Annotated in this window: 16 protein-coding genes; 12 read left to right on the top strand and 4 right to left on the bottom strand. The window is 40.7% G+C overall.

What is annotated here, in order from left to right; all coding sequences use genetic code 11:
* Window positions 1–65: 65 nt before the first annotated feature.
* Complete coding sequence (locus CWB85_RS02365; protein ID WP_016708093.1) at window positions 66–1,766, bottom strand: DUF8614 domain-containing protein; 1,701 nt, start codon at window positions 1,764–1,766, stop codon at window positions 66–68.
* Window positions 1,767–2,041: 275 nt separating this feature from the next.
* On the opposite strand from CWB85_RS02365, the gene CWB85_RS02360 reads away from it, so the two are divergent.
* Window positions 2,042–2,881, top strand: coding sequence for an HDOD domain-containing protein (locus CWB85_RS02360; RefSeq protein WP_016708092.1), 840 nt, complete (start codon window positions 2,042–2,044; stop codon window positions 2,879–2,881).
* Window positions 2,882–2,968: 87 nt separating this feature from the next.
* Here the strand turns inward: CWB85_RS02360 and rdgC are convergent, their stop codons facing one another.
* The gene (rdgC, locus tag CWB85_RS02355) at window positions 2,969–3,880 is read right to left on the bottom strand and encodes a recombination-associated protein RdgC (protein WP_016708091.1); all 912 of its coding nucleotides are present in this window, start codon (window positions 3,878–3,880) and stop codon (window positions 2,969–2,971) included.
* A 131-nt stretch (window positions 3,881–4,011) separates the two neighbouring features.
* The gene (locus CWB85_RS02350; RefSeq protein WP_016708090.1) at window positions 4,012–5,775 is read right to left on the bottom strand and encodes a sensor histidine kinase; all 1,764 of its coding nucleotides are present in this window, start codon (window positions 5,773–5,775) and stop codon (window positions 4,012–4,014) included.
* A 282-nt stretch (window positions 5,776–6,057) separates the two neighbouring features.
* Here CWB85_RS02350 and CWB85_RS02345 point away from each other — a divergent pair, with 282 nt between their 5' ends.
* The 4 genes from CWB85_RS02345 to thrC all read left to right on the top strand — a co-directional run bounded on the left by CWB85_RS02345 (window position 6,058) and on the right by thrC (window position 11,309).
* Window positions 6,058–6,423, top strand: a complete 366-nt coding sequence (locus tag CWB85_RS02345; RefSeq protein ID WP_016708089.1) for a response regulator — start codon at window positions 6,058–6,060, stop codon at window positions 6,421–6,423.
* A 230-nt stretch (window positions 6,424–6,653) separates the two neighbouring features.
* Window positions 6,654–9,071 carry a bifunctional aspartate kinase/homoserine dehydrogenase I gene (gene thrA / locus CWB85_RS02340; protein WP_138554004.1) on the top strand — a complete coding sequence of 806 codons (2,418 nt, stop codon included), beginning with the start codon at window positions 6,654–6,656 and terminating at the stop codon, window positions 9,069–9,071.
* 9 nt (window positions 9,072–9,080) lie between these two features.
* Window positions 9,081–10,007: a homoserine kinase gene (gene thrB, locus CWB85_RS02335; RefSeq protein ID WP_016708087.1), complete on the top strand. Its 927-nt coding sequence runs from the start codon at window positions 9,081–9,083 to the stop codon at window positions 10,005–10,007.
* 18 nt (window positions 10,008–10,025) lie between these two features.
* A complete protein-coding gene (thrC, locus tag CWB85_RS02330; protein WP_138554003.1) occupies window positions 10,026–11,309 on the top strand; it encodes a threonine synthase in 1,284 nt (427 codons plus the stop codon).
* Window positions 11,310–11,409: 100 nt separating this feature from the next.
* Here the strand turns inward: thrC and CWB85_RS02325 are convergent, their stop codons facing one another.
* On the bottom strand, window positions 11,410–11,775 hold the full coding sequence (locus CWB85_RS02325; protein ID WP_016708085.1) for a hypothetical protein: 366 nt from the start codon (window positions 11,773–11,775) through the stop codon (window positions 11,410–11,412).
* A gap of 275 nt (window positions 11,776–12,050) precedes the next feature.
* On the opposite strand from CWB85_RS02325, the gene glyA reads away from it, so the two are divergent.
* The 7 genes from glyA to nusB all read left to right on the top strand — a co-directional run bounded on the left by glyA (window position 12,051) and on the right by nusB (window position 17,813).
* Window positions 12,051–13,307 (top strand): serine hydroxymethyltransferase, encoded by a 1,257-nt coding sequence (glyA, locus tag CWB85_RS02320; protein ID WP_016708084.1) that lies wholly within the window; start codon window positions 12,051–12,053, stop codon window positions 13,305–13,307.
* A gap of 103 nt (window positions 13,308–13,410) precedes the next feature.
* Window positions 13,411–13,860: a transcriptional regulator NrdR gene (gene nrdR / locus CWB85_RS02315; RefSeq protein WP_016708083.1), complete on the top strand. Its 450-nt coding sequence runs from the start codon at window positions 13,411–13,413 to the stop codon at window positions 13,858–13,860.
* Window position 13,861: 1 nt separating this feature from the next.
* Window positions 13,862–14,983, top strand: a complete 1,122-nt coding sequence (gene ribD / locus CWB85_RS02310) for a bifunctional diaminohydroxyphosphoribosylaminopyrimidine deaminase/5-amino-6-(5-phosphoribosylamino)uracil reductase RibD (RefSeq protein WP_016708082.1) — start codon at window positions 13,862–13,864, stop codon at window positions 14,981–14,983.
* 40 nt (window positions 14,984–15,023) lie between these two features.
* Window positions 15,024–15,680, top strand: a complete 657-nt coding sequence (locus CWB85_RS02305; protein WP_016708081.1) for a riboflavin synthase — start codon at window positions 15,024–15,026, stop codon at window positions 15,678–15,680.
* Between the two features lie 28 nt (window positions 15,681–15,708).
* Window positions 15,709–16,821 (top strand): bifunctional 3,4-dihydroxy-2-butanone-4-phosphate synthase/GTP cyclohydrolase II, encoded by a 1,113-nt coding sequence (ribBA, locus tag CWB85_RS02300; protein ID WP_016708080.1) that lies wholly within the window; start codon window positions 15,709–15,711, stop codon window positions 16,819–16,821.
* Between the two features lie 101 nt (window positions 16,822–16,922).
* The gene (gene ribH / locus CWB85_RS02295) at window positions 16,923–17,387 is read left to right on the top strand and encodes a 6,7-dimethyl-8-ribityllumazine synthase (protein ID WP_016708079.1); all 465 of its coding nucleotides are present in this window, start codon (window positions 16,923–16,925) and stop codon (window positions 17,385–17,387) included.
* Between the two features lie 15 nt (window positions 17,388–17,402).
* Window positions 17,403–17,813: a transcription antitermination factor NusB gene (gene nusB, locus CWB85_RS02290; RefSeq protein ID WP_016708078.1), complete on the top strand. Its 411-nt coding sequence runs from the start codon at window positions 17,403–17,405 to the stop codon at window positions 17,811–17,813.
* Window positions 17,814–17,821: the final 8 nt, after the last annotated feature.

Here is a 17,821-nt window from a genome sequence, read left to right as displayed (position 1 = left end):
CGATTTTGTAATAATCATAAATTGCAAAGTGTTACAGCTTAGGCTGTAACACTTTAAAGTTGCCGTTATAGGCCTAACACGTCTTTGCCTTGTTTAAAGGTTACATCGACGGGAATATTCGCTTGGCTCAGTTTTTCTAAATCTTGAGCAAGCTCGGCTTTTATATCACCATGAGTGGCAATCAGTTGATCCACTTTTTGGTAATCACCATCTCCTTGTAAGGTTAAAATCAAGCGTGATAATTTTTCCATTGCTTGACCCATTTTTCCCATGTTTACGCTGTAAAGACCTTGCTCATTTTTAGAGAATGCGCCCTCTTGTGCAAAAAAGTTAAAACGGATCATATTCGCTTTCCCATGAGCACTTGATGCGCCAAAACGTACCGAACGGAAGATGCCAGCCATAAAGGTAATATAGTAATCTTCTAGTGTACCTTCAGTGATTTCACCTTTTTTAAGTAACTGTTCAACCATATACAAACCTAAGATATCGGCTTTGCCTTCTTCAAGGGCACTGGCGTGCTCTTGTAATGATTGGCGCACTGTGCCTTTATCTGTAATAGTGTTTTTTATGCCTAAACCGTGCGCTACTTCGTGGAACATCGTATTGGCAAAAAATGCATCAAAGGTAATATGCTTGCGTTGCTCTGGCACAATGAGTTGTTCGGCAATTGGTACTAAAATTTTATCGAACTTGGCGCGCATCGCATTTTTAAGTTGTAAACGGCGAGTGCCTTTTTCAAGTTGTACCTGCTCATCATTTGGTAGGTTAATAGCAATGGTTTTGCTACCCGCATTTGAGTGACCAGCATAATAAACAACGTCATATGCATTTAGGTCAGCGTCTGAACCTGGGACTTCTTGTTTGTATTTCGCATCTACTGGTAAGCCTTTTTGTAGCTCAGGTAAAAAAGCAGCAAACTTTGCTAGGCGTTCACTCCAGGCTAAATCTTTTACTAGTACATAAGATTCAAACGCTGCACGATAACCAAACAATTGATCTTCATAGGTTTCGATTGGACCAATCACCACGTCAATGGGGTTGTTTTTCATGTCCATCCATGCAAAATCAGATGCTTGATAGTCATCACTTTGTAGCGCGTCGGCACGAAGGTTTAAGTAGTTAGCAAATTCTTTATCATCGGCCAGTTTACTTGCTTCACGCAGTAGGTTTGCCGCTTTTTCAAGAGCTTGCGCGTATTCAATCGAGTAGGCTACGCTATAAAGTTTGCCATTTTCATCACGTTTGATAACTGAATAAAGGCCGCTTTTATCAGTTACATCGGCGTTGTTTAACTCTTCTTTGCTGATGTCTGCTGGGTAAAATTGTGCACCGGCTGTTTTTTCTTCATAACCAGATAAAAACACGTGATCGCCGTTGAGTCTATCCCATGGGCCGTAGTTGATATCTGCGAATTTCTGTACTTTAGGATCGTTAATTTTGGCTAAAAAAGCGGATTTATCTTCACCAAAAGCTTGACGCCAAAATAGCTCATCCATAATTTTTGAAGCATCGATAAGTTTTGCTATTAGAGCTTTTTGATTGTCGCTTAAATGTGATAAATCGGTGGTTAAGCTAAAGTCAGTATAGATATCTAGGCGACTAGCGTCAGTGTTAATAAGTTGTGGGCCGCTATCTTGTTGCTGTTTTACTGGTGCAGCAGTAACGTCAGTCGATGTTTTCGAAGTGTTAGCAGGTTCAGAGCATGCGCTAAGAAACACGACACCGCTGAGAAAGAGTGCTTGGCTTATTTTATTAAGAGTCATTATGTTGCCTGTTAAAAAGTGAGTTGAATATATGCCCTAGGTACAAAGGACTACTGCTTCCTTGTTATCCCAGCATTAAAACAAATCTTGTGCGTAAATAGCAAGCTTCCTAGGTTGTGTTGCGCTAAGGTTTGAGATATAAAATTTATTAGCAAAATAAACTAAACTAATTTCTGTAATTTTCTTAACTTTAGCGGTAACTTAGACAATACTGTATCTATAAGAATCCATGATTTGAGCATTTCAACAAATCAATACAAAAGGATGGCACATCTATGTCAACAGAAAACGCACTACTGACCATTTTGGTTGATCGTATTAATAATGACACATTAGTTTTACCAACCCTTCCTGAGGTTGCGGTGCGTGTACGCCAAGCTGCCGATAATCCAGATGTAAATTTAGCGCAAATGGCTGATGTTATTTCCCATGATCCGGCATTAGCTGCACGCATGATAAAAGTTGCAAACAGTGCCTTTATGGGGCGCTCAGTTAAAGTTACGAACCTTAATCAAGCAGTCACCCGAATTGGTTTGCGTCAAATTAAGAATATTGCGACAGCAATGGCGATGGAGCAACTATTTGTTTCAAACAATGAATTGATCAAAGGGTATATGGATAAAGCATGGCAAAAAACACTCAAAGTAGCGTGTCATTCTATTACCTTGATGGAGTTCTTTTTAAAAGAAAATAAAAAAACATCACTCAATCGCGATACCATCACACTAGCTTCACTCGTGTATAACATCGGTGTATTACCTATTTTAACTGAAGCAGAACGCCACCCTGAAGTATTTGCGAATCCAAGCTTTTTAGCGCACGCAATTCAAAAGCTCAGTGGTAAAGTCGGTGGTGCAATTATGCGAGCGTGGGAGTTTACTGATGAGTTTATTGAGGTAGCAGAGAGCTGGGCTAATCCTAATTATCGACCTGAGCATATTAGTTATGTGGACTTCATTCGGATTGGAGCAATTATGGAAGGTATCTTACAGGTTTCAGATAAATCAGCCGCGCTACAAACCTATATCGATAAAGGGGTGATTTCTTCGTTAGATATTTTCTCTACGGATGAATATAACGATGTGCTTGATGATGTTAAATCAGTATTTAGTTAACAATTACGAATAAATAAAAAAGCGCCAAATGAAGTGACCCCCAATAGTTGGGCTATCCAATTACTGGGGGTAATCCTCAGACTAATATTAGGCTAAGTCTTCAACGTCGCCTAAGCCCGCTGTTAATTCTTCTAACATAAGCTTTATTTCTTCTGAAGCGAGAATAAAGTCAGCATCCAGTTTAACCAGCATATCTTCTTTAGGGATGTCAGCATTTTCTTCTTTTAATGTTTCAGAGTAACTAAGGCGCTTAATTGAACCGTCGTTTTGCAACATAAACTTCAATCTTTCTTGCCAATCAAGAGCTAGTTTAGTGACACGTTTACCACTTTCAAGGTGCGACTTTACTTCATCACAGGCAAGGTCATGGCCTTTAAGTTTTACTTGTGCACCACTGTCATCAGCTTCTTCAAGCTCAGCGTCAGAGCCAATAGCAAAGCCTTCAGGGGTACTAAAGTTAGTTAGCCAATCAGTTAAAAATACGTCTAGATCATAGTTCGCAAACGCAGGAACAACAGGTAATGTCCCCAATGATTTACGTAAGAGTGCTAATAGCTCTTCTGCTTTATTAAAGCTGCCGCTATTGACAACAACCCAGCCATTTTCCTGATCGATAAAAGCAAACTGTAAGCTCGATTTTTTAAAAGCTTGCGGTAATAAAGTATGTAAGATGTTTTCTTTCAGTTCATCTTTTTCTTTTTTCTTAACTGGGCGGTTTTCTTCAGCTTCGATAAGCTCTATTTTTTCAGCAAGCATGTCGTTGACCACAGCTGCTGGCAATACTTTCTCTTCACGCTTAGCACAGACTAAAATGCTTTTTTGTGAGAAGTGTGACAAGGTGTCACCGTGTTTACCAAAGGCTTTAGTCCAGCCAAAAGTATTTAAGTCTTGGCTGCCACAAGGACGAAACAAATCTTGTTCTAATGCTTTTTCAAAGTCTTCTTGGGTATATGAAACGTCTTGTTTAAAGCGGTAACAAATAAGGTTACTAAACCACATAGGGAGATTGATCCATTCGGTAAATTTGCCCAATCATAACAATAAAAAGCTGATGCGCAAATGACTGATTGCCCAAACGATTAGCAATTAAGCCAAGAGTTAGGCAAACAGTTTAAGCACATTCAGTGCAGCTAGTTATTAAATATCGACAAAGGCTTGGGCATGTCTTTAGGGAAACTAATATGGTAATGCAGGCCTTCACCAGGTGAACTGGTTACCTCGATCTCACCACTGAGAGTTTGTTTGACCAGATTAAAGGTGATGTGAGTACCGAGCCCACTGCCGCCTTGATCGCGCTTAGTGGTGAAGAACGGGTCAAACAGCTTTTCAAGTTGTTGTTCAGTAACGCCATTGCCATTATCTTTAAAGTCGATAATTACCTGGTCGTCTTCATCTTTAATTGTAATATCAATCATGCCATTTTTGATACCATCAAACCCGTGGATCAATGAATTCATGATCAAGTTTGTGAATATTTGGCTAATGGCACCAGCGGGCAAGTTTAGAGTTAAATCTGTTGGGCAATCTAAATTAATGTGATGACTGGTATTTTTAATTTTAGGATGCAGCGAACGAATAACCTCACCCAAATATTCTTTAAAATTGATTGTGCGCACCGCTTCGCTGGCTTGGTCGACGGCTATTTGCTTAAAGCTGGCAACCAGCTCTGAGGCTCTGTCTAAATTGGTGGTAAGCAAGCTCGTGCTTTGTTTGGCATCATTAATAAATTCTTCCAATGCTTTTGGGGAAAGCGTTTTATCTTGGTACGCAGCTTCTATTTGTAGCAATCGTTCTTGTAAAAATGAGGTCGCAGTAACACCAATGCCAACGGGGGTATTAATATCGTGAGTGATGCCCGCTACAAGCCCACCTAAAGCTGCCATTTTTTCGGAGCCAACTAGGCGCTCTTGCGCCATATTAAGTTCATCGACATAGCGCTGCATTTCGGTTTGTTTAGTCAGTAATTCTTGTTCAGTATGACGGCGTAAATCAATCTCTTCAGTAAGTGTTAGTTTTTGTTTTTCTAGTTCATATTTTTGTTGTTGTAAATCCATCATTGCTTGACTAAGGTTTGAGGTTTTTCGTGCTACTTCTTGCTCTAATTGCAGGTTTTGTTGATCCAGCTTTTCGTTACTGATTATCAATTTTTTTTGTGTCTGTTCAAGTTCTTTGCGGTATTGTACGACCTTATCGATTAGTTTATTGAATGACTCCTCCATTACTTTTAATTCGTTGTGCTCACTGGTTTCAATTTCGATATGTTGGCCTTCAAGATCATTTAATTCAAGGTCTTCAATTTGCTCGGTCAGTTGTGCTAATGGTTCGGTGAGTAATTTCCTAAATGCCATTAGAAATAAAATAATCAAGAAAGTTGTCTTGATCATGGCATTTCCAATTAAAAAATAAATAGAGATCATTATCCGGCTAAATACCACCTCGCGGCTTGAAAACAGCGTTACGTCACCCACTTGAGTGGCACGTCCTGAAAATTCAAAAATCAATGGAAAGGTATAGCCAAATAGCCCCGAGGGGGTGTCTTCGATGATGGCTTCTTCTTGTACTAACTGCTGACTGTATAGCTCGCGAATATCCAAAGAGCGGCCAAGTTGAGAAATAATCTCGCCGCTATCATCACGGACAATAATGCCTTCAATCATTGGGATCGCTAATAAACCTTCAGCGGTAGTGATGGTTTGTTTGGTGTTAAGCTCCCAAATTGCACGAGTTAAACTACGGCTGAATGTTTTTTGCAGGGTTGTTAATTCGTCACGGATATAGTCTTTCGTGTTGATATATTCAGCAATTACTTGCCCGCACGTCACTACAAAAGTTAATAAAAAGTAGACGGACAACACACTGGTAAGTAGCTTCTTTGACAGGCTTTTTTGTAGCATGGGTGTCCCATAGCTCCTTTATTTTATACACAAAGCTTAATTCATACCCTAGCAACGAGTACATCCTATACTAAAGTTAGCTAATAAATGTTTAAAAATAAATAAAATAATCTTATTTAACCACACAAACATTACCAACTTTTCTTTTTTTAGCAAAAAGTTAAGCTTATCGCTGTTAAATTTTTGTGCTATAAAATCACACTCACTTTATAACATTATGATTTTTGAGTGACGTTTTGCTGCACTTAATGATCTATTATCGGTATTTTAGTTGTCAATAGTATGAATTTTTCCGTATTGGTATGTGATGATTCTACAGTAGCACGCAAACAAGTTGTGCGCTGTTTAAATGAATGTATTACAGCAGACATCATGCAAGCAAAAAATGGCCGAGAAGCCCTAGAATTACTGCAAATGCATAATTTTGACTTATTGTGTCTTGATTTAACAATGCCTGAAATTGATGGGGTGCAGGTGCTTGAGAGTATCAAGGCGCAGAAAATTGAATGTTTTGTGCTGGTTATTTCTGCCGATATTCAAGATGCGATGAAGCAACGTGTTGCAAAATTAGGAGCTATTGACTTTATTGATAAACCAATAGATAAAACCAGATTACATAAAATCCTGCATAAATTTGGCATTCATTAGATTTGTTTATAACCAAAAAGCATAATTTATCTTTTTATTAAGGGTTGACATTATAGTCATATTTAAGGCAGTCTAAAGGCTATGAAAACAAATAATCACGTATTGACCATTATTATTACAACCACCATTCTAACTGGATAGTGGCATAGGTCGGTGCAACAAATTTAAAGGCCTGTGTTCACTAAGAACACAGGCCTTTTTTCGTTTTATGGGATGAGGAAACATAAAAAATGCGAGTATTAAAATTTGGCGGGTCGTCGCTTGCCGACTTTGCATGTTTACAACAGGTAGCTCAGTTAGTTAAAGCGCAATTAAAAGATGAAATTTTATTGGTGTTATCAGCACCTGGTGGCATGACCGATTCATTGGTTGCTTTAGCCAGTGCCGCAGAGCAGGGGCTTGATTATAGCGAACAATGGTCTGCACTCGTAACGCGCTGCGATAGTTTAAAAGCCGCTGTTACAGCTGACTTTGGAGAAGTACAAAACTGGCCTGATTTAAATGAATTAGAGAATAAACTGGCTGGTGTTAAATTAATAAAATGCTGTCCTGATCAGGTACGTGCGTATGTGATCAGCTTTGGCGAGCGGATCAGCGTGTCATTAATGCAAAGCCTCCTTAGCTCACATAATGCTCGTTACCTTGAAGCAACAGATTGTATCGCCTCAACGGGTGGCTTCATTGATGCTGAAGCGGATCTAGCTGCGAGTAAAGTGCGCTTTCAAGCTGCCCTAAAAGCGGCGCCTGCCACTATTTATATCATGCCCGGTTTTACCGCGAGCAATGAGCAAGGTCAGTTAACAACGTTAGGACGTAATGGCTCTGATTATTCCGCAGCGATTGCAGCAGCCTGTTTAGATGCAGAGGTCTGCCAGATCTGGACTGATGTTGATGGTGTGTATAGCGCGGATCCTCGTTATATTAAGAAAGCCACTAAAGTTGATTTTTTATCATATAAAGAAGCGATGGAGTTATCCTACTTTGGTGCAAAAGTTCTTCACCCTAAAACAATTCTACCGTGTGCTAAAGCGGGCGTACCGTGTGAAATTAAGAATACTCACAACCCAGATGCACAGGGATCATTGATCAGTAACGATAATGTCTCATCAGAGCCAGTTAAAGCGTTATCTAGTTTACAAAATCTTGCCATGTTAACGGTGTCAGGCCCTGGTATGAAAGGTAAAGTGGGCATGGCGTCAAAAGTATTTAATGCCCTTGCTCATGATAATGTATCAATAGTGTTGATCACTCAGTCTTCATGTGAATTTAGTATCAGTTTTTGTGTTCATGAATCTGATTTGCCACTGGCGCTAGAGGCATTACAAAGTGCTTTTGAACTTGAGTCGCAAGCGGGACTGATTGAACCTGTACATGTACAACGAAACTTAGCGATTGTTACTTTAGTAGGTGACAATATGCGCGCTCACAAAGGGTTAGCGGCTAAGTTTTTTGCTTCCCTTGCCCAAGCTCAAGTGAATATAGTTGCTATAGCGCAAGATTCAACAGAAAGTGCTATTTCCGCCGTGATCGACGGCGAGTTGTGTAACGATGCAGTAAAAGTATGTCATGAAAACTTCTTCACTCATATTCCATCTATCGATGTATTTTTATTAGGTTGTGGTCTAGTTGGTCAAGAACTGATTCAACAACTAGAGCGTCAGCAAGCATGGCTTGAAAAGCGTAACATTAAGCTTAACTTATATGGCGTAGCAAACTCTCGTCAGTTACACCTTGATAGCGAAGGTATTGCTTTTGATGACTGGCAGCAAAAGCTTGCTGTATCTGAGCAAGCGTTTGACTTAAAACTAGTTGAACAATTTGTAAAGCAAAACCATTTGATCAACCCCGTACTGGTTGATTGCACGTCGTCGGATGCGTTAGCCGCTCAATATGTGGACTTTTTAAACGCAGGCTTCCATGTGGTAGCGGCAAATAAAAAGGCTAACACTAGTTCGTATGTGTATTATCAAGACTTAATTGCAGCAACACGTAAGAACAATCGTAAGTTTTTATACGAAACTAACGTAGGTGCCGGTCTTCCTGTTATTGATAATTTACAATCACTCTTCGGTGCAGGTGATGAGTTACTTGAGTTTAGCGGTATTTTATCTGGTTCATTGTCGTATATGTTTGGTGCGCTACAAGATGGTTTATCATTATCTGAAGCAACGATTAAAGCCAAAGAAAGCGGTTTTACAGAGCCTGATCCGCGTGATGACCTATCGGGCACCGATGTTGCTCGTAAGCTATTAATCATTGCCCGTGAAGCCGGTATGAAACTAGAGCTTAGCGATATTGAAGTGGAATCAGTACTGCCTGGTGGGTTTGCACAAGGTGACAGTGTTGAGGAGTTTATGGCTAAACTACCGAGTTTAGATGCCGCATTTAACGATCGCATCGAAAGTGCAGCCAGTGAAGGGAAAGTGCTGCGCTATGTAGGCACAATTAAAGAAGGTCACTGTAAAGTGGGTATTGAAGCGGTAGATAGCAAACATGCACTTTCAGTTATTCGTGATGGTGAAAATGCGCTGGCAATTTTAAGTGCGTACTATCAACCACGTCCATTTGTTATTCGTGGTTATGGAGCGGGCTCTGCGGTTACCGCAGCCGGTGTATTTGCTGATATCTTAAAAACGTTATCACGCTAGGAGAATCGTATGATTGAAGTATATGCTCCGGCCTCAATAGGCAACTTTGCAGTCGGTTTTGATGCCTTAGGTGCAGCACTTGCACCTATTGATGGCACTTTATTAGGTGATGTGGTTGCGGTAAGTCCTGCACAAAACGATGAATTTATTTGCTCTGGTGAATACGCCCACAAGCTGCCAAGTGATGCCAGCGAAAACTTAGCGTATCAGTGTTTGGTGCATTTTCGTGAACATGTTGCGCCAACCATGCCAAGCGTAAAATTGGAGTTGAAAAAGAATTTACCAATAGGTTCTGGTTTAGGCTCAAGTGCCTGCTCTGTTGTGGCAACGTTTGCTGCATTGGATAAATTTGCCGACACTAAACTTAGCCAAGTGCAACTTATTGAGTTAATGGCAGACTTTGAAGCAATCGTCAGTGGTGGTCGTCATTACGATAACATCACACCATGTTACTTAGGTGGTTTGCAGCTAACGGGTGATCTAATTCCAAACAAATCAATCGCCTTGCCGGTTGATGAAAGCTGGTATTATGTGGCCGCTTTCCCTGGCTTTTCACTTAATACTGCCAAAGCACGTTCAGTGTTGCCAAAAGAATTAAGTATGCATGCCAGCGTTGAATTTGCGCAGCGCTTATCTGCGTTTAGTACACTATTGCTAACCAGTCGTTTTGATGAGGCATTATCAATAATGAGCGATGAAATAGCTGAACCTTATCGCGCACCGCTTATCGCTGGGTTTAATGAAGCGAAACTCGCATTACCCGATTTAGGCGCGGAAATAGTCAGTATCTCAGGCGCAGGGCCGACATTATTTACCGTGTGTAAAACACTTGCAGCGGCTCAGCAATGTGCACAGTGGCTTGAACAAAACTATATCAATGAACAAGGCTTTTGCCATATTTGTAAGCTCGATAACGCCGGCACGCGTCAGTTATAAGAATTTAAGGAATTAATAATGCAATTACATAATTTGAAAGATGATTCACAAAAAGTGTCGTTCGTTGAAGCGGTTAAAACAGGTTTAGGGCGCAATCAAGGGGTATTCTTTCCTGAATCATTAGCACCAATAGGTGATATTGATGCGTTGCTGGACATGGACTTTGTATCGCGTAGCAGTAAGATTTTATCGCATCTAATTGGTGATGAATTACCAGCGGATACCGTTGCACAGATGGTGCAAAATGCCTTTAACTTCCCAGTTAAATTGGTTGAAGTAGAAGACAACATTTATTGTTTAGAGCTGTTCCACGGACCAACCCTTGCGTTTAAAGACTTTGGTGGCCGCTTTATGGCTGAGTGCTTAGCGCAATTTAGCCAAGGTGAAAAAACCACTATACTAACGGCCACCTCAGGCGACACTGGCGCAGCGGTCGCGCACGCATTTTATAATAAACCAAATATCGATGTTGTTATCCTATATCCAAAAGGAAAAATTTCATTAGCGCAACAAAAACTGTTTACAACACTGGGTAATAACATCCACTGCTATGCAGTTGAAGGCAGCTTTGATGATTGCCAAGCGATGGTTAAGAATGCCTTTTTAGATGATGAAGTTAAATCGCGCTTAGGGTTAAATTCAGCTAACTCAATAAATATCAGTCGCCTAGTTGCTCAAGTGTGTTATTACTTTGAAGCAATCGCACAATTACCAAAAGATCAGCGCGCTAACGCGCATATCTCAGTGCCAAGTGGTAATTTTGGTAATGTATGTGCCGCAATGATTGGTGCTGTTATCGGCATGCCAGTTGGTAAACTTAGTGCGACAACAAATCAGAATGATACTGTACCGCGTTTTATTCTTGATAAAAACTGGGCACCAAATGCAACAATTGAATCGCTATCAAATGCAATGGACGTGAGCAAACCTAATAATTGGCCTCGCGTACAAACCATGCTTGATAACAATTGGTTTAGTTATGATGACTTTTATTCAACTAGCGTTGATGAAAACGATACACAAGCAGTGATGAAAAAAATTCAACAAACAGGTTATATTGCTGAACCTCATACTGCGATTGCATATCAAGGCTTGAAAGCTAACTTAGCTGCTGATTCTGCAGGTATTTTCTTAGCTACAGCACACCCTGCTAAATTCAAAGAAAGTGTTGAAGAAATACTTGATATTGAACTTGAAATGCCAAAACCGTTAGCAGATGCACTAGCTAAAACGTGTTTAGCTGAAGATATTAGTGATGACTATAACGTTTTACGCGACATTCTATTAGCCAAGTTAGGCTAGTACTAGATTGTAGAACTAAGTTTGAAAAATGAGCGGTATGGCAATCTGTCATACCGTTTTTTTTAATCTTTAGAACGTATTGGATACAGCATTCTTTTATTTATACTAGAGAACGAGTTCGGCGATTTAAAATACGCAAAAATAAAATTAATAACCCACAACAACAGATCACAACACCCGCAGGATATATAAATTTATAAGGTATCCAGCGCATTACTAGTATGCCTACTATAAGTAGTAGAAATGGCTTAAATTCATAATAGTAAAAGTTTTTATTAGCACGGATACGATTTACTTGGTGATCTTTTCGTCGCGCATTAGAACGTAGTCGCCAAATATTTGCACCATTAAAAAATAGCAACACACCTAATGCGGTTGGCAGTAAGGCGCTGGAAACGACCATGCAAAAGCTACCAAAAGCGATATAAAAATAAGGAATTGATTCGTAGATAGGTTTAGCCAGCATAATAAATTAGTTCATCATCCATGATTATATTTCATACAAGCCTAGTGTAATAACTGGTAAATATAAAGAACTTTAGCATTAAGAATATAAATGTCGAACACTTTAATTTATTAGTTTTACTTATGTTTTAATAAAAAAATATCATTACAAAAACACTGTGAATTAAATTCAATCCCTGTTTAAATATGTTCATCTTAACACCATAGGCAAATTGACGTTTTCAGCGTATAATTCAGCCTTTAAAAAATACCATACACGTTGCCCTAGGAGCCCCCATGTTAGAACGTAGCATGAATATTTCGGATTTTGATCCAGAGTTATTTGACGCAATCAACAAAGAGACTGCTCGTCAAGAAGAACACATTGAGCTAATTGCATCTGAAAACTACTGTAGCCCACGCGTACTTGAAGCGCAGGGTTCTCAGTTAACGAACAAATATGCTGAAGGCTACCCAGGCAAGCGTTACTACGGTGGTTGTGAGCACGTTGATGTTGTTGAGCAACTTGCTATTGACCGCGCTAATGAGCTATTTGGCTCTGAATATGCAAACGTACAGCCTCATGCAGGTTCACAAGCTAATGCAGCTGTATTCTTAGCATTATTAGAAGCAGGTGATACGGTACTTGGCATGAGCTTAGCGCATGGCGGTCACTTAACGCACGGTTCACATGTAAGCTTCTCTGGTAAGCTTTACAATGCAATCCAATATGGATTAGATGAAGCGACTGGCGAAATTGATTACGCACAAGTTGAAGCGCTTGCGCTTGAGCACAAGCCAAAAATGATTATCGGTGGTTTCTCTGCATACTCAGGTATTGTTGATTGGGCTAAATTCCGTGAAATCGCTGATAAAGTAGGTGCTTACCTATTTGTTGATATGGCTCACGTTGCAGGTCTTATTGCTGCGGGTGTTTACCCAAGTCCAGTACCACATGCGCACGTTGTTACCACGACTACGCACAAAACTTTAGCGGGTCCTCGTGGCGGTCTAATCATCTCTGCGTGTGGCGATGAAGCTATCTACAAAAAGCTAAATAGCGCTGTATTCCCAGGTGGCCAAGGTGGTCCTTTATGTCACATCATTGCTGCAAAAGCAGTAGCATTTAAAGAAGCACTACAACCTGAGTTTAAAGAATATCAAACGCAAGTTGTTAAAAATGCGCAAGCTATGGTTGCAGTTATGCAAGAGCGCGGCTACAAAATCGTTTCTGACAAAACAGAAAACCACTTGTTCTTACTTGATTTAATCGATAAAGATATCACTGGTAAAGACGCTGACGCCGCACTAGGTAATGCAAACATTACAGTAAATAAAAACTCTGTACCTAATGATCCGCGTTCACCATTTGTAACGTCAGGTCTGCGTATTGGTTCTCCTGCAATCACACGTCGTGGTTTTAAAGAAGCTGAATCAAAAGAGCTTGCTGGCTGGATCTGTGATGTACTAGACAACATCAATGATGAGTCTGTGCAAGCACAAGTAAAAGAGAAAGTTAAAGCAATCTGTAAAAAATTACCAGTTTACGCTTAATTGTTAAGCTAGCAGTAATTTAGATCACAATAGCGTTGTTTTTTGCTATTATAAAGGCCGCTTAAAAGCGGCCTTTTTTGTTTTTTAACGGAAGCTAATACTTATGCATTGTCCATTTTGCACCGCAAAAGATACCAAAGTGATTGACTCGCGCCTTGTTGGCGGTGGTCACCAAGTAAGACGTCGTCGTGAATGCAATGAATGCCATGAACGCTTTACTACCTTTGAAGGGGCAGAGTTGGTAATGCCAAGAGTGATCAAACAAGATGGCAGCCGTGAACCGTTTAATGAAGATAAACTCCTTAATGGTCTACATCGCGCATTAGAAAAACGCCCCGTTAGTACAGAGCAAGTAGATGAAGTAGTTAACATTATAAAATCGCAACTACGTGCCACCGGCGAGCGAGAAATATCAAGTCACTTAATTGGTGAATGTATAATGGAAGCACTGAAGAAGCTTGATAAAGTTGCTTATGTAAGGTTTGCCTCCGTATATCGCTCATTTGAAGATATCCGAGAATTTGGTGAAGAGATCGCCCGCTTGGGAGAATAAAATGCCCCTATCACATTTCACTGAGCAAGATCATATTTATATGGCACGTGCGATCGCGCTTGCCAAGCAAGGGCGCTTTACCACAACACCCAACCCTAATGTAGGTTGCGTGTTGGTAAAAAACGGAACTATTGTAGGTGAAGGCTTTCACCAAGTTGCCGGCCAAGGTCACGCCGAAGTAAATGCACTTTTGATGGCAGGTACACGAGCTACAGGTGCCACTGCTTATGTTACCTTAGAGCCATGCAGCCACTATGGCCGCACACCACCTTGTGCCGAAGGTTTAAAAGCAGCAGGTGTGGTAAAAGTAATTGCCGCTATGGTGGATCCTAATCCGCAAGTGGCAGGTAAAGGTTTAGCCATTTTAGCTGATGCAGGCATTGAGGTTGCATCTGGCTTGTTAGAGTCAGAAGCTCGCTTGTTAAACCGTGGCTTTTTAAAACGCATGGAACAGGGGATGCCGTTTATCACCTGCAAAATGGCGGCAAGTCTTGATGGTAAAACAGCCCTTAAAAACGGCCAAAGCAAGTGGATCACGGGCAGTCCTGCTCGCCAAGATGTGCAATTACAGCGTGCCCAAAGTTGCGCTATTTTAACGGGTGCAGACACCGTCCTAATGGATGATGCAAAGCTTAATGTGCGGGTTGATGAGCTGCCTGAGCCATTACCCACTCAATTGCCGGTTCGTCAGCCTGTGCGTATCATTATCGATTCACAAAATCGTTTAACGCCAGATTTAGCCTTATTTAGCATTGCAAGCGAGATAATAATTATCACCACTGAGCTTGATAAATCAGTACAATGGCCGCATTACGTAAGCCATATTGTGGTGCCTGAAAAAGAATGTAAAGTTGATTTAAAGATCGCTTTACGACAATTGGCGCAAGAGCAACAATTTAACCATATTTGGTTAGAAGCAGGGGCAACCTTAGCGGGTAAAATGGCTGAATGTCATTTAATTGATGAATATATTATCTATCTAGCACCGAAACTGTTAGGAAATGACGCTAAAAGCTTACTAAACTTTGCCGAACTAACCTCTATGCAAAACGCGGTCGATTTAACAATTAATGAATGTGTATTGATTGGTAATGATATTCGTATAACTGCAATACCGCGTTGAGTTGCATTGCCTTAACCAAATTATTTAAAGAGTAACGACTATGTTTACTGGGATCATCGAAGCGACTGGCACGATCAGCGAATTACAGCAAAAACAAGGCGACTTAGCTATTCGCATTCAAAGTAATAACCTTGATATGTCGGATGTCAATTTAGGTGACAGCATTGCAACAAATGGTGTGTGCTTGACCGTAGTGGCAAAGCACAGCGACGGCTTTAGCGCTGACTTATCGAATGAAACGATAGGGTTAACTGGCTTTGCCCATTATAAACAAGGGCAAAAAGTAAACCTTGAAAAAGCGATGCAACCGGTGTCGCGACTGGGGGGGCATCTAGTGTCTGGGCACGTTGATGGAATTGCCACCATTACAGCTATTACGGCCAATGCACGTGCGACTGAGTACTGGTTAAATACCGATCCCCAACTAATGAAATACATACCTTACAAAGGCTCGGTTTGTATTGATGGTATAAGCCTTACGGTTAATGCAGTAGAAGATAATAAATTTAAATTGACTATCGTGCCGCATACTAGCGAACAAACAACGATTGCTGATTTTAAAGTAGGCACGCAAGTGAACCTCGAAGTTGATCAAATTGCCCGCTATTTAGAGCGCTTGATCAAAGGGGCGGAGCAACCAGCAAGTTCTGATATTTCAATGAGCTTACTCGCCCAAGCCGGTTTTATTAAGTCCTGATAAACTCCACAACTTACACGAGCAGATTATGAATTTACACAGCGCACAAGAAATTATTGATGACATTAAAGCCGGTAAAATGGTTATATTGATGGACGATGAAGACAGAGAGAATGAAGGTGATTTAATTATTGCCGCTGAACATATCAGTGCTGAAGCAATCAATTTTATGGCAACTCACGGCCGTGGTTTGATCTGCTTAACCATGACGCAAGAGCGTTGTGAACAACTCGATTTACCACTAATGGTGAAAAATAATGGTGCGGCATTTTCCACTAACTTTACTATGTCGATTGAAGCCTCTAAAGGGGTGACCACAGGTATTTCAGCTGCTGATCGTGCACGTACAGTACAAGCGGCCATTGCGAAAGGTGCAGTGCCAAGTGATATCGTACAGCCAGGGCATATTTTTCCTATTATGGCACAGCCAGGTGGCGTGTTAACTCGTGCGGGGCATACTGAAGCCGGTTGTGATTTAGCGCGTTTAGCAGGTTTAGAGCCTTCATCGGTGATTGTTGAAATCCTAAATGCCGATGGCACTATGGCACGCCGTCCAGATTTAGAAGTATTCGCCGAGCAGCATAATATCAAAATTGGTACTATTGCCGACCTTATTGAATACCGCAATATGAATGAAACGACGATTGAACAAGTGGCAAAGTGTAAATTGCCAACTGTGCACGGTGAGTTTGATTTAGTGACTTATAAAGACACTATTGATGGTCAATTGCATTACGCATTGCTCAATGGCGAAGTGAAAGCCAATGAACCAACCTTAGTTCGCGTACATTTACAAAGCACCTTTAATGACATTTTATTATCTGATCGCAGCGCCGATAGAAGCTGGGGTTTATCAGATGCGATGGCTTATATCGCAAAACACCAAGGGGTGTTAGTGATCCTTGGTAAACAAGAGTGTACAGATGAATTAGAAGCGACAGTTAAAGCCTTTGCTGCGGAAGATGCTGGTGAAACAGTGGCGCATCGTAAGTTCCAAGGAACATCACGCACTGTTGGTGTAGGTTCACAAATTTTGGCTGACTTGGGCATCGAAAAAATGCGCTTAATGAGTCTACCTAAAAAGTACCATGCACTATCAGGCTTTCATCTGGAAGTGGTTGACTACGTTGAACCACAATAAGCACGACGCTTAAACTAGGCTATTATTTTATTTATATGGTATGATACGCAGCAATTTTTGCGCAATCGCAACCGCTTGAACTTATTTTTTAGGGTTATCGAATGAAAATTATTGAAGGTAATAAATACGCTCCGGGTAAGAAATTCGCTATCGTAATTTCTCGCTTTAATGACTTTATTGGTAGCAGCCTTTTAGCTGGTGCTGTTGATGAATTGAAACGTACTGGTGGTGTATCAGATGATGATATAACGGTAGTTTATGTACCGGGCGCCGTTGAATTACCTTTAGCAGCGAAACGCGTTGCAGCAAAAAAAGAGTATGATGCAATTATTGCTCTAGGCGTTGTGATCCGAGGTGGAACACCACACTTTGATCTTGTCGCAGGCGAGTCTAATAAAGGCTTAGCGCAAGTGTCGCTTGAGTATGATATCCCAGTTGCATTTGGCGTATTAACCACAGAAAGCATTGAGCAAGCGATTGAACGCGCGGGCACTAAAATGGGCAACAAAGGCGGTGAAGCTGCTTTAGGTGCACTTGAAATGGTTAATGTGTTAGATAAAATTTAAGTTTAAGGAATTTTTGTGAAACCAGCAGCAAGACGTAAAGCACGTATCTTAGCACTTCAAGCCGTTTATTCTTGGCAACTTAGCGGCAATGCAATTGCCGATATTGAACAACAAATGTTGATCGAAAACGATGTGACTAAAATTGATGTTGAATACTTTAAAGATCTTTCGCGTGGTGTTGCGGTAAATCATAAGCAACTAGATGAAGCTGTATCGCCACATTTAACGCGTCCATTTGATGAGTTAGATATGGTTGAAAAAGCAATTTTACGTTTAAGCAGCTATGAGCTGAAATTCCGTGAAGATGTACCATATAAAGTGGCTATCAATGAAGGTATTGAACTTGCTAAGATTTTTGGCGCTGAAGATAGCCATAAATTTGTTAACGGTGTACTTGATAAAGCGGTAAAGCAGTTACGTAAGTAATGTGCACC

The sequence above is a fragment of the Pseudoalteromonas sp. S1727 genome (genome assembly GCF_005886375.1).
Lineage (GTDB): Bacteria > Pseudomonadota > Gammaproteobacteria > Enterobacterales > Alteromonadaceae > Pseudoalteromonas > Pseudoalteromonas haloplanktis.
This window is presented reverse-complemented; position numbering and strand designations above follow the sequence as displayed.

Bases quoted from the DNA above. Each gene is read 5' to 3' on its own strand.
- CWB85_RS02365 (WP_016708093.1), bottom strand. From the start codon at position 1,766: ATGACTCTTAATAAAATAAGCCAAGCACTCTTTCTCAGCGGTGTCGTG.
- CWB85_RS02360 (WP_016708092.1), top strand. From the start codon at position 2,042: ATGTCAACAGAAAACGCACTACTGACCATTTTGGTTGATCGTATTAAT.
- rdgC (WP_016708091.1), bottom strand. From the start codon at position 3,880: ATGTGGTTTAGTAACCTTATTTGTTACCGCTTTAAACAAGACGTTTCA.
- CWB85_RS02350 (WP_016708090.1), bottom strand. From the start codon at position 5,775: ATGCTACAAAAAAGCCTGTCAAAGAAGCTACTTACCAGTGTGTTGTCC.
- CWB85_RS02345 (WP_016708089.1), top strand. From the start codon at position 6,058: ATGAATTTTTCCGTATTGGTATGTGATGATTCTACAGTAGCACGCAAA.
- thrA (WP_138554004.1), top strand. From the start codon at position 6,654: ATGCGAGTATTAAAATTTGGCGGGTCGTCGCTTGCCGACTTTGCATGT.
- thrB (WP_016708087.1), top strand. From the start codon at position 9,081: ATGATTGAAGTATATGCTCCGGCCTCAATAGGCAACTTTGCAGTCGGT.
- thrC (WP_138554003.1), top strand. From the start codon at position 10,026: ATGCAATTACATAATTTGAAAGATGATTCACAAAAAGTGTCGTTCGTT.
- CWB85_RS02325 (WP_016708085.1), bottom strand. From the start codon at position 11,775: ATGCTGGCTAAACCTATCTACGAATCAATTCCTTATTTTTATATCGCT.
- glyA (WP_016708084.1), top strand. From the start codon at position 12,051: ATGTTAGAACGTAGCATGAATATTTCGGATTTTGATCCAGAGTTATTT.
- nrdR (WP_016708083.1), top strand. From the start codon at position 13,411: ATGCATTGTCCATTTTGCACCGCAAAAGATACCAAAGTGATTGACTCG.
- ribD (WP_016708082.1), top strand. From the start codon at position 13,862: ATGCCCCTATCACATTTCACTGAGCAAGATCATATTTATATGGCACGT.
- CWB85_RS02305 (WP_016708081.1), top strand. From the start codon at position 15,024: ATGTTTACTGGGATCATCGAAGCGACTGGCACGATCAGCGAATTACAG.
- ribBA (WP_016708080.1), top strand. From the start codon at position 15,709: ATGAATTTACACAGCGCACAAGAAATTATTGATGACATTAAAGCCGGT.
- ribH (WP_016708079.1), top strand. From the start codon at position 16,923: ATGAAAATTATTGAAGGTAATAAATACGCTCCGGGTAAGAAATTCGCT.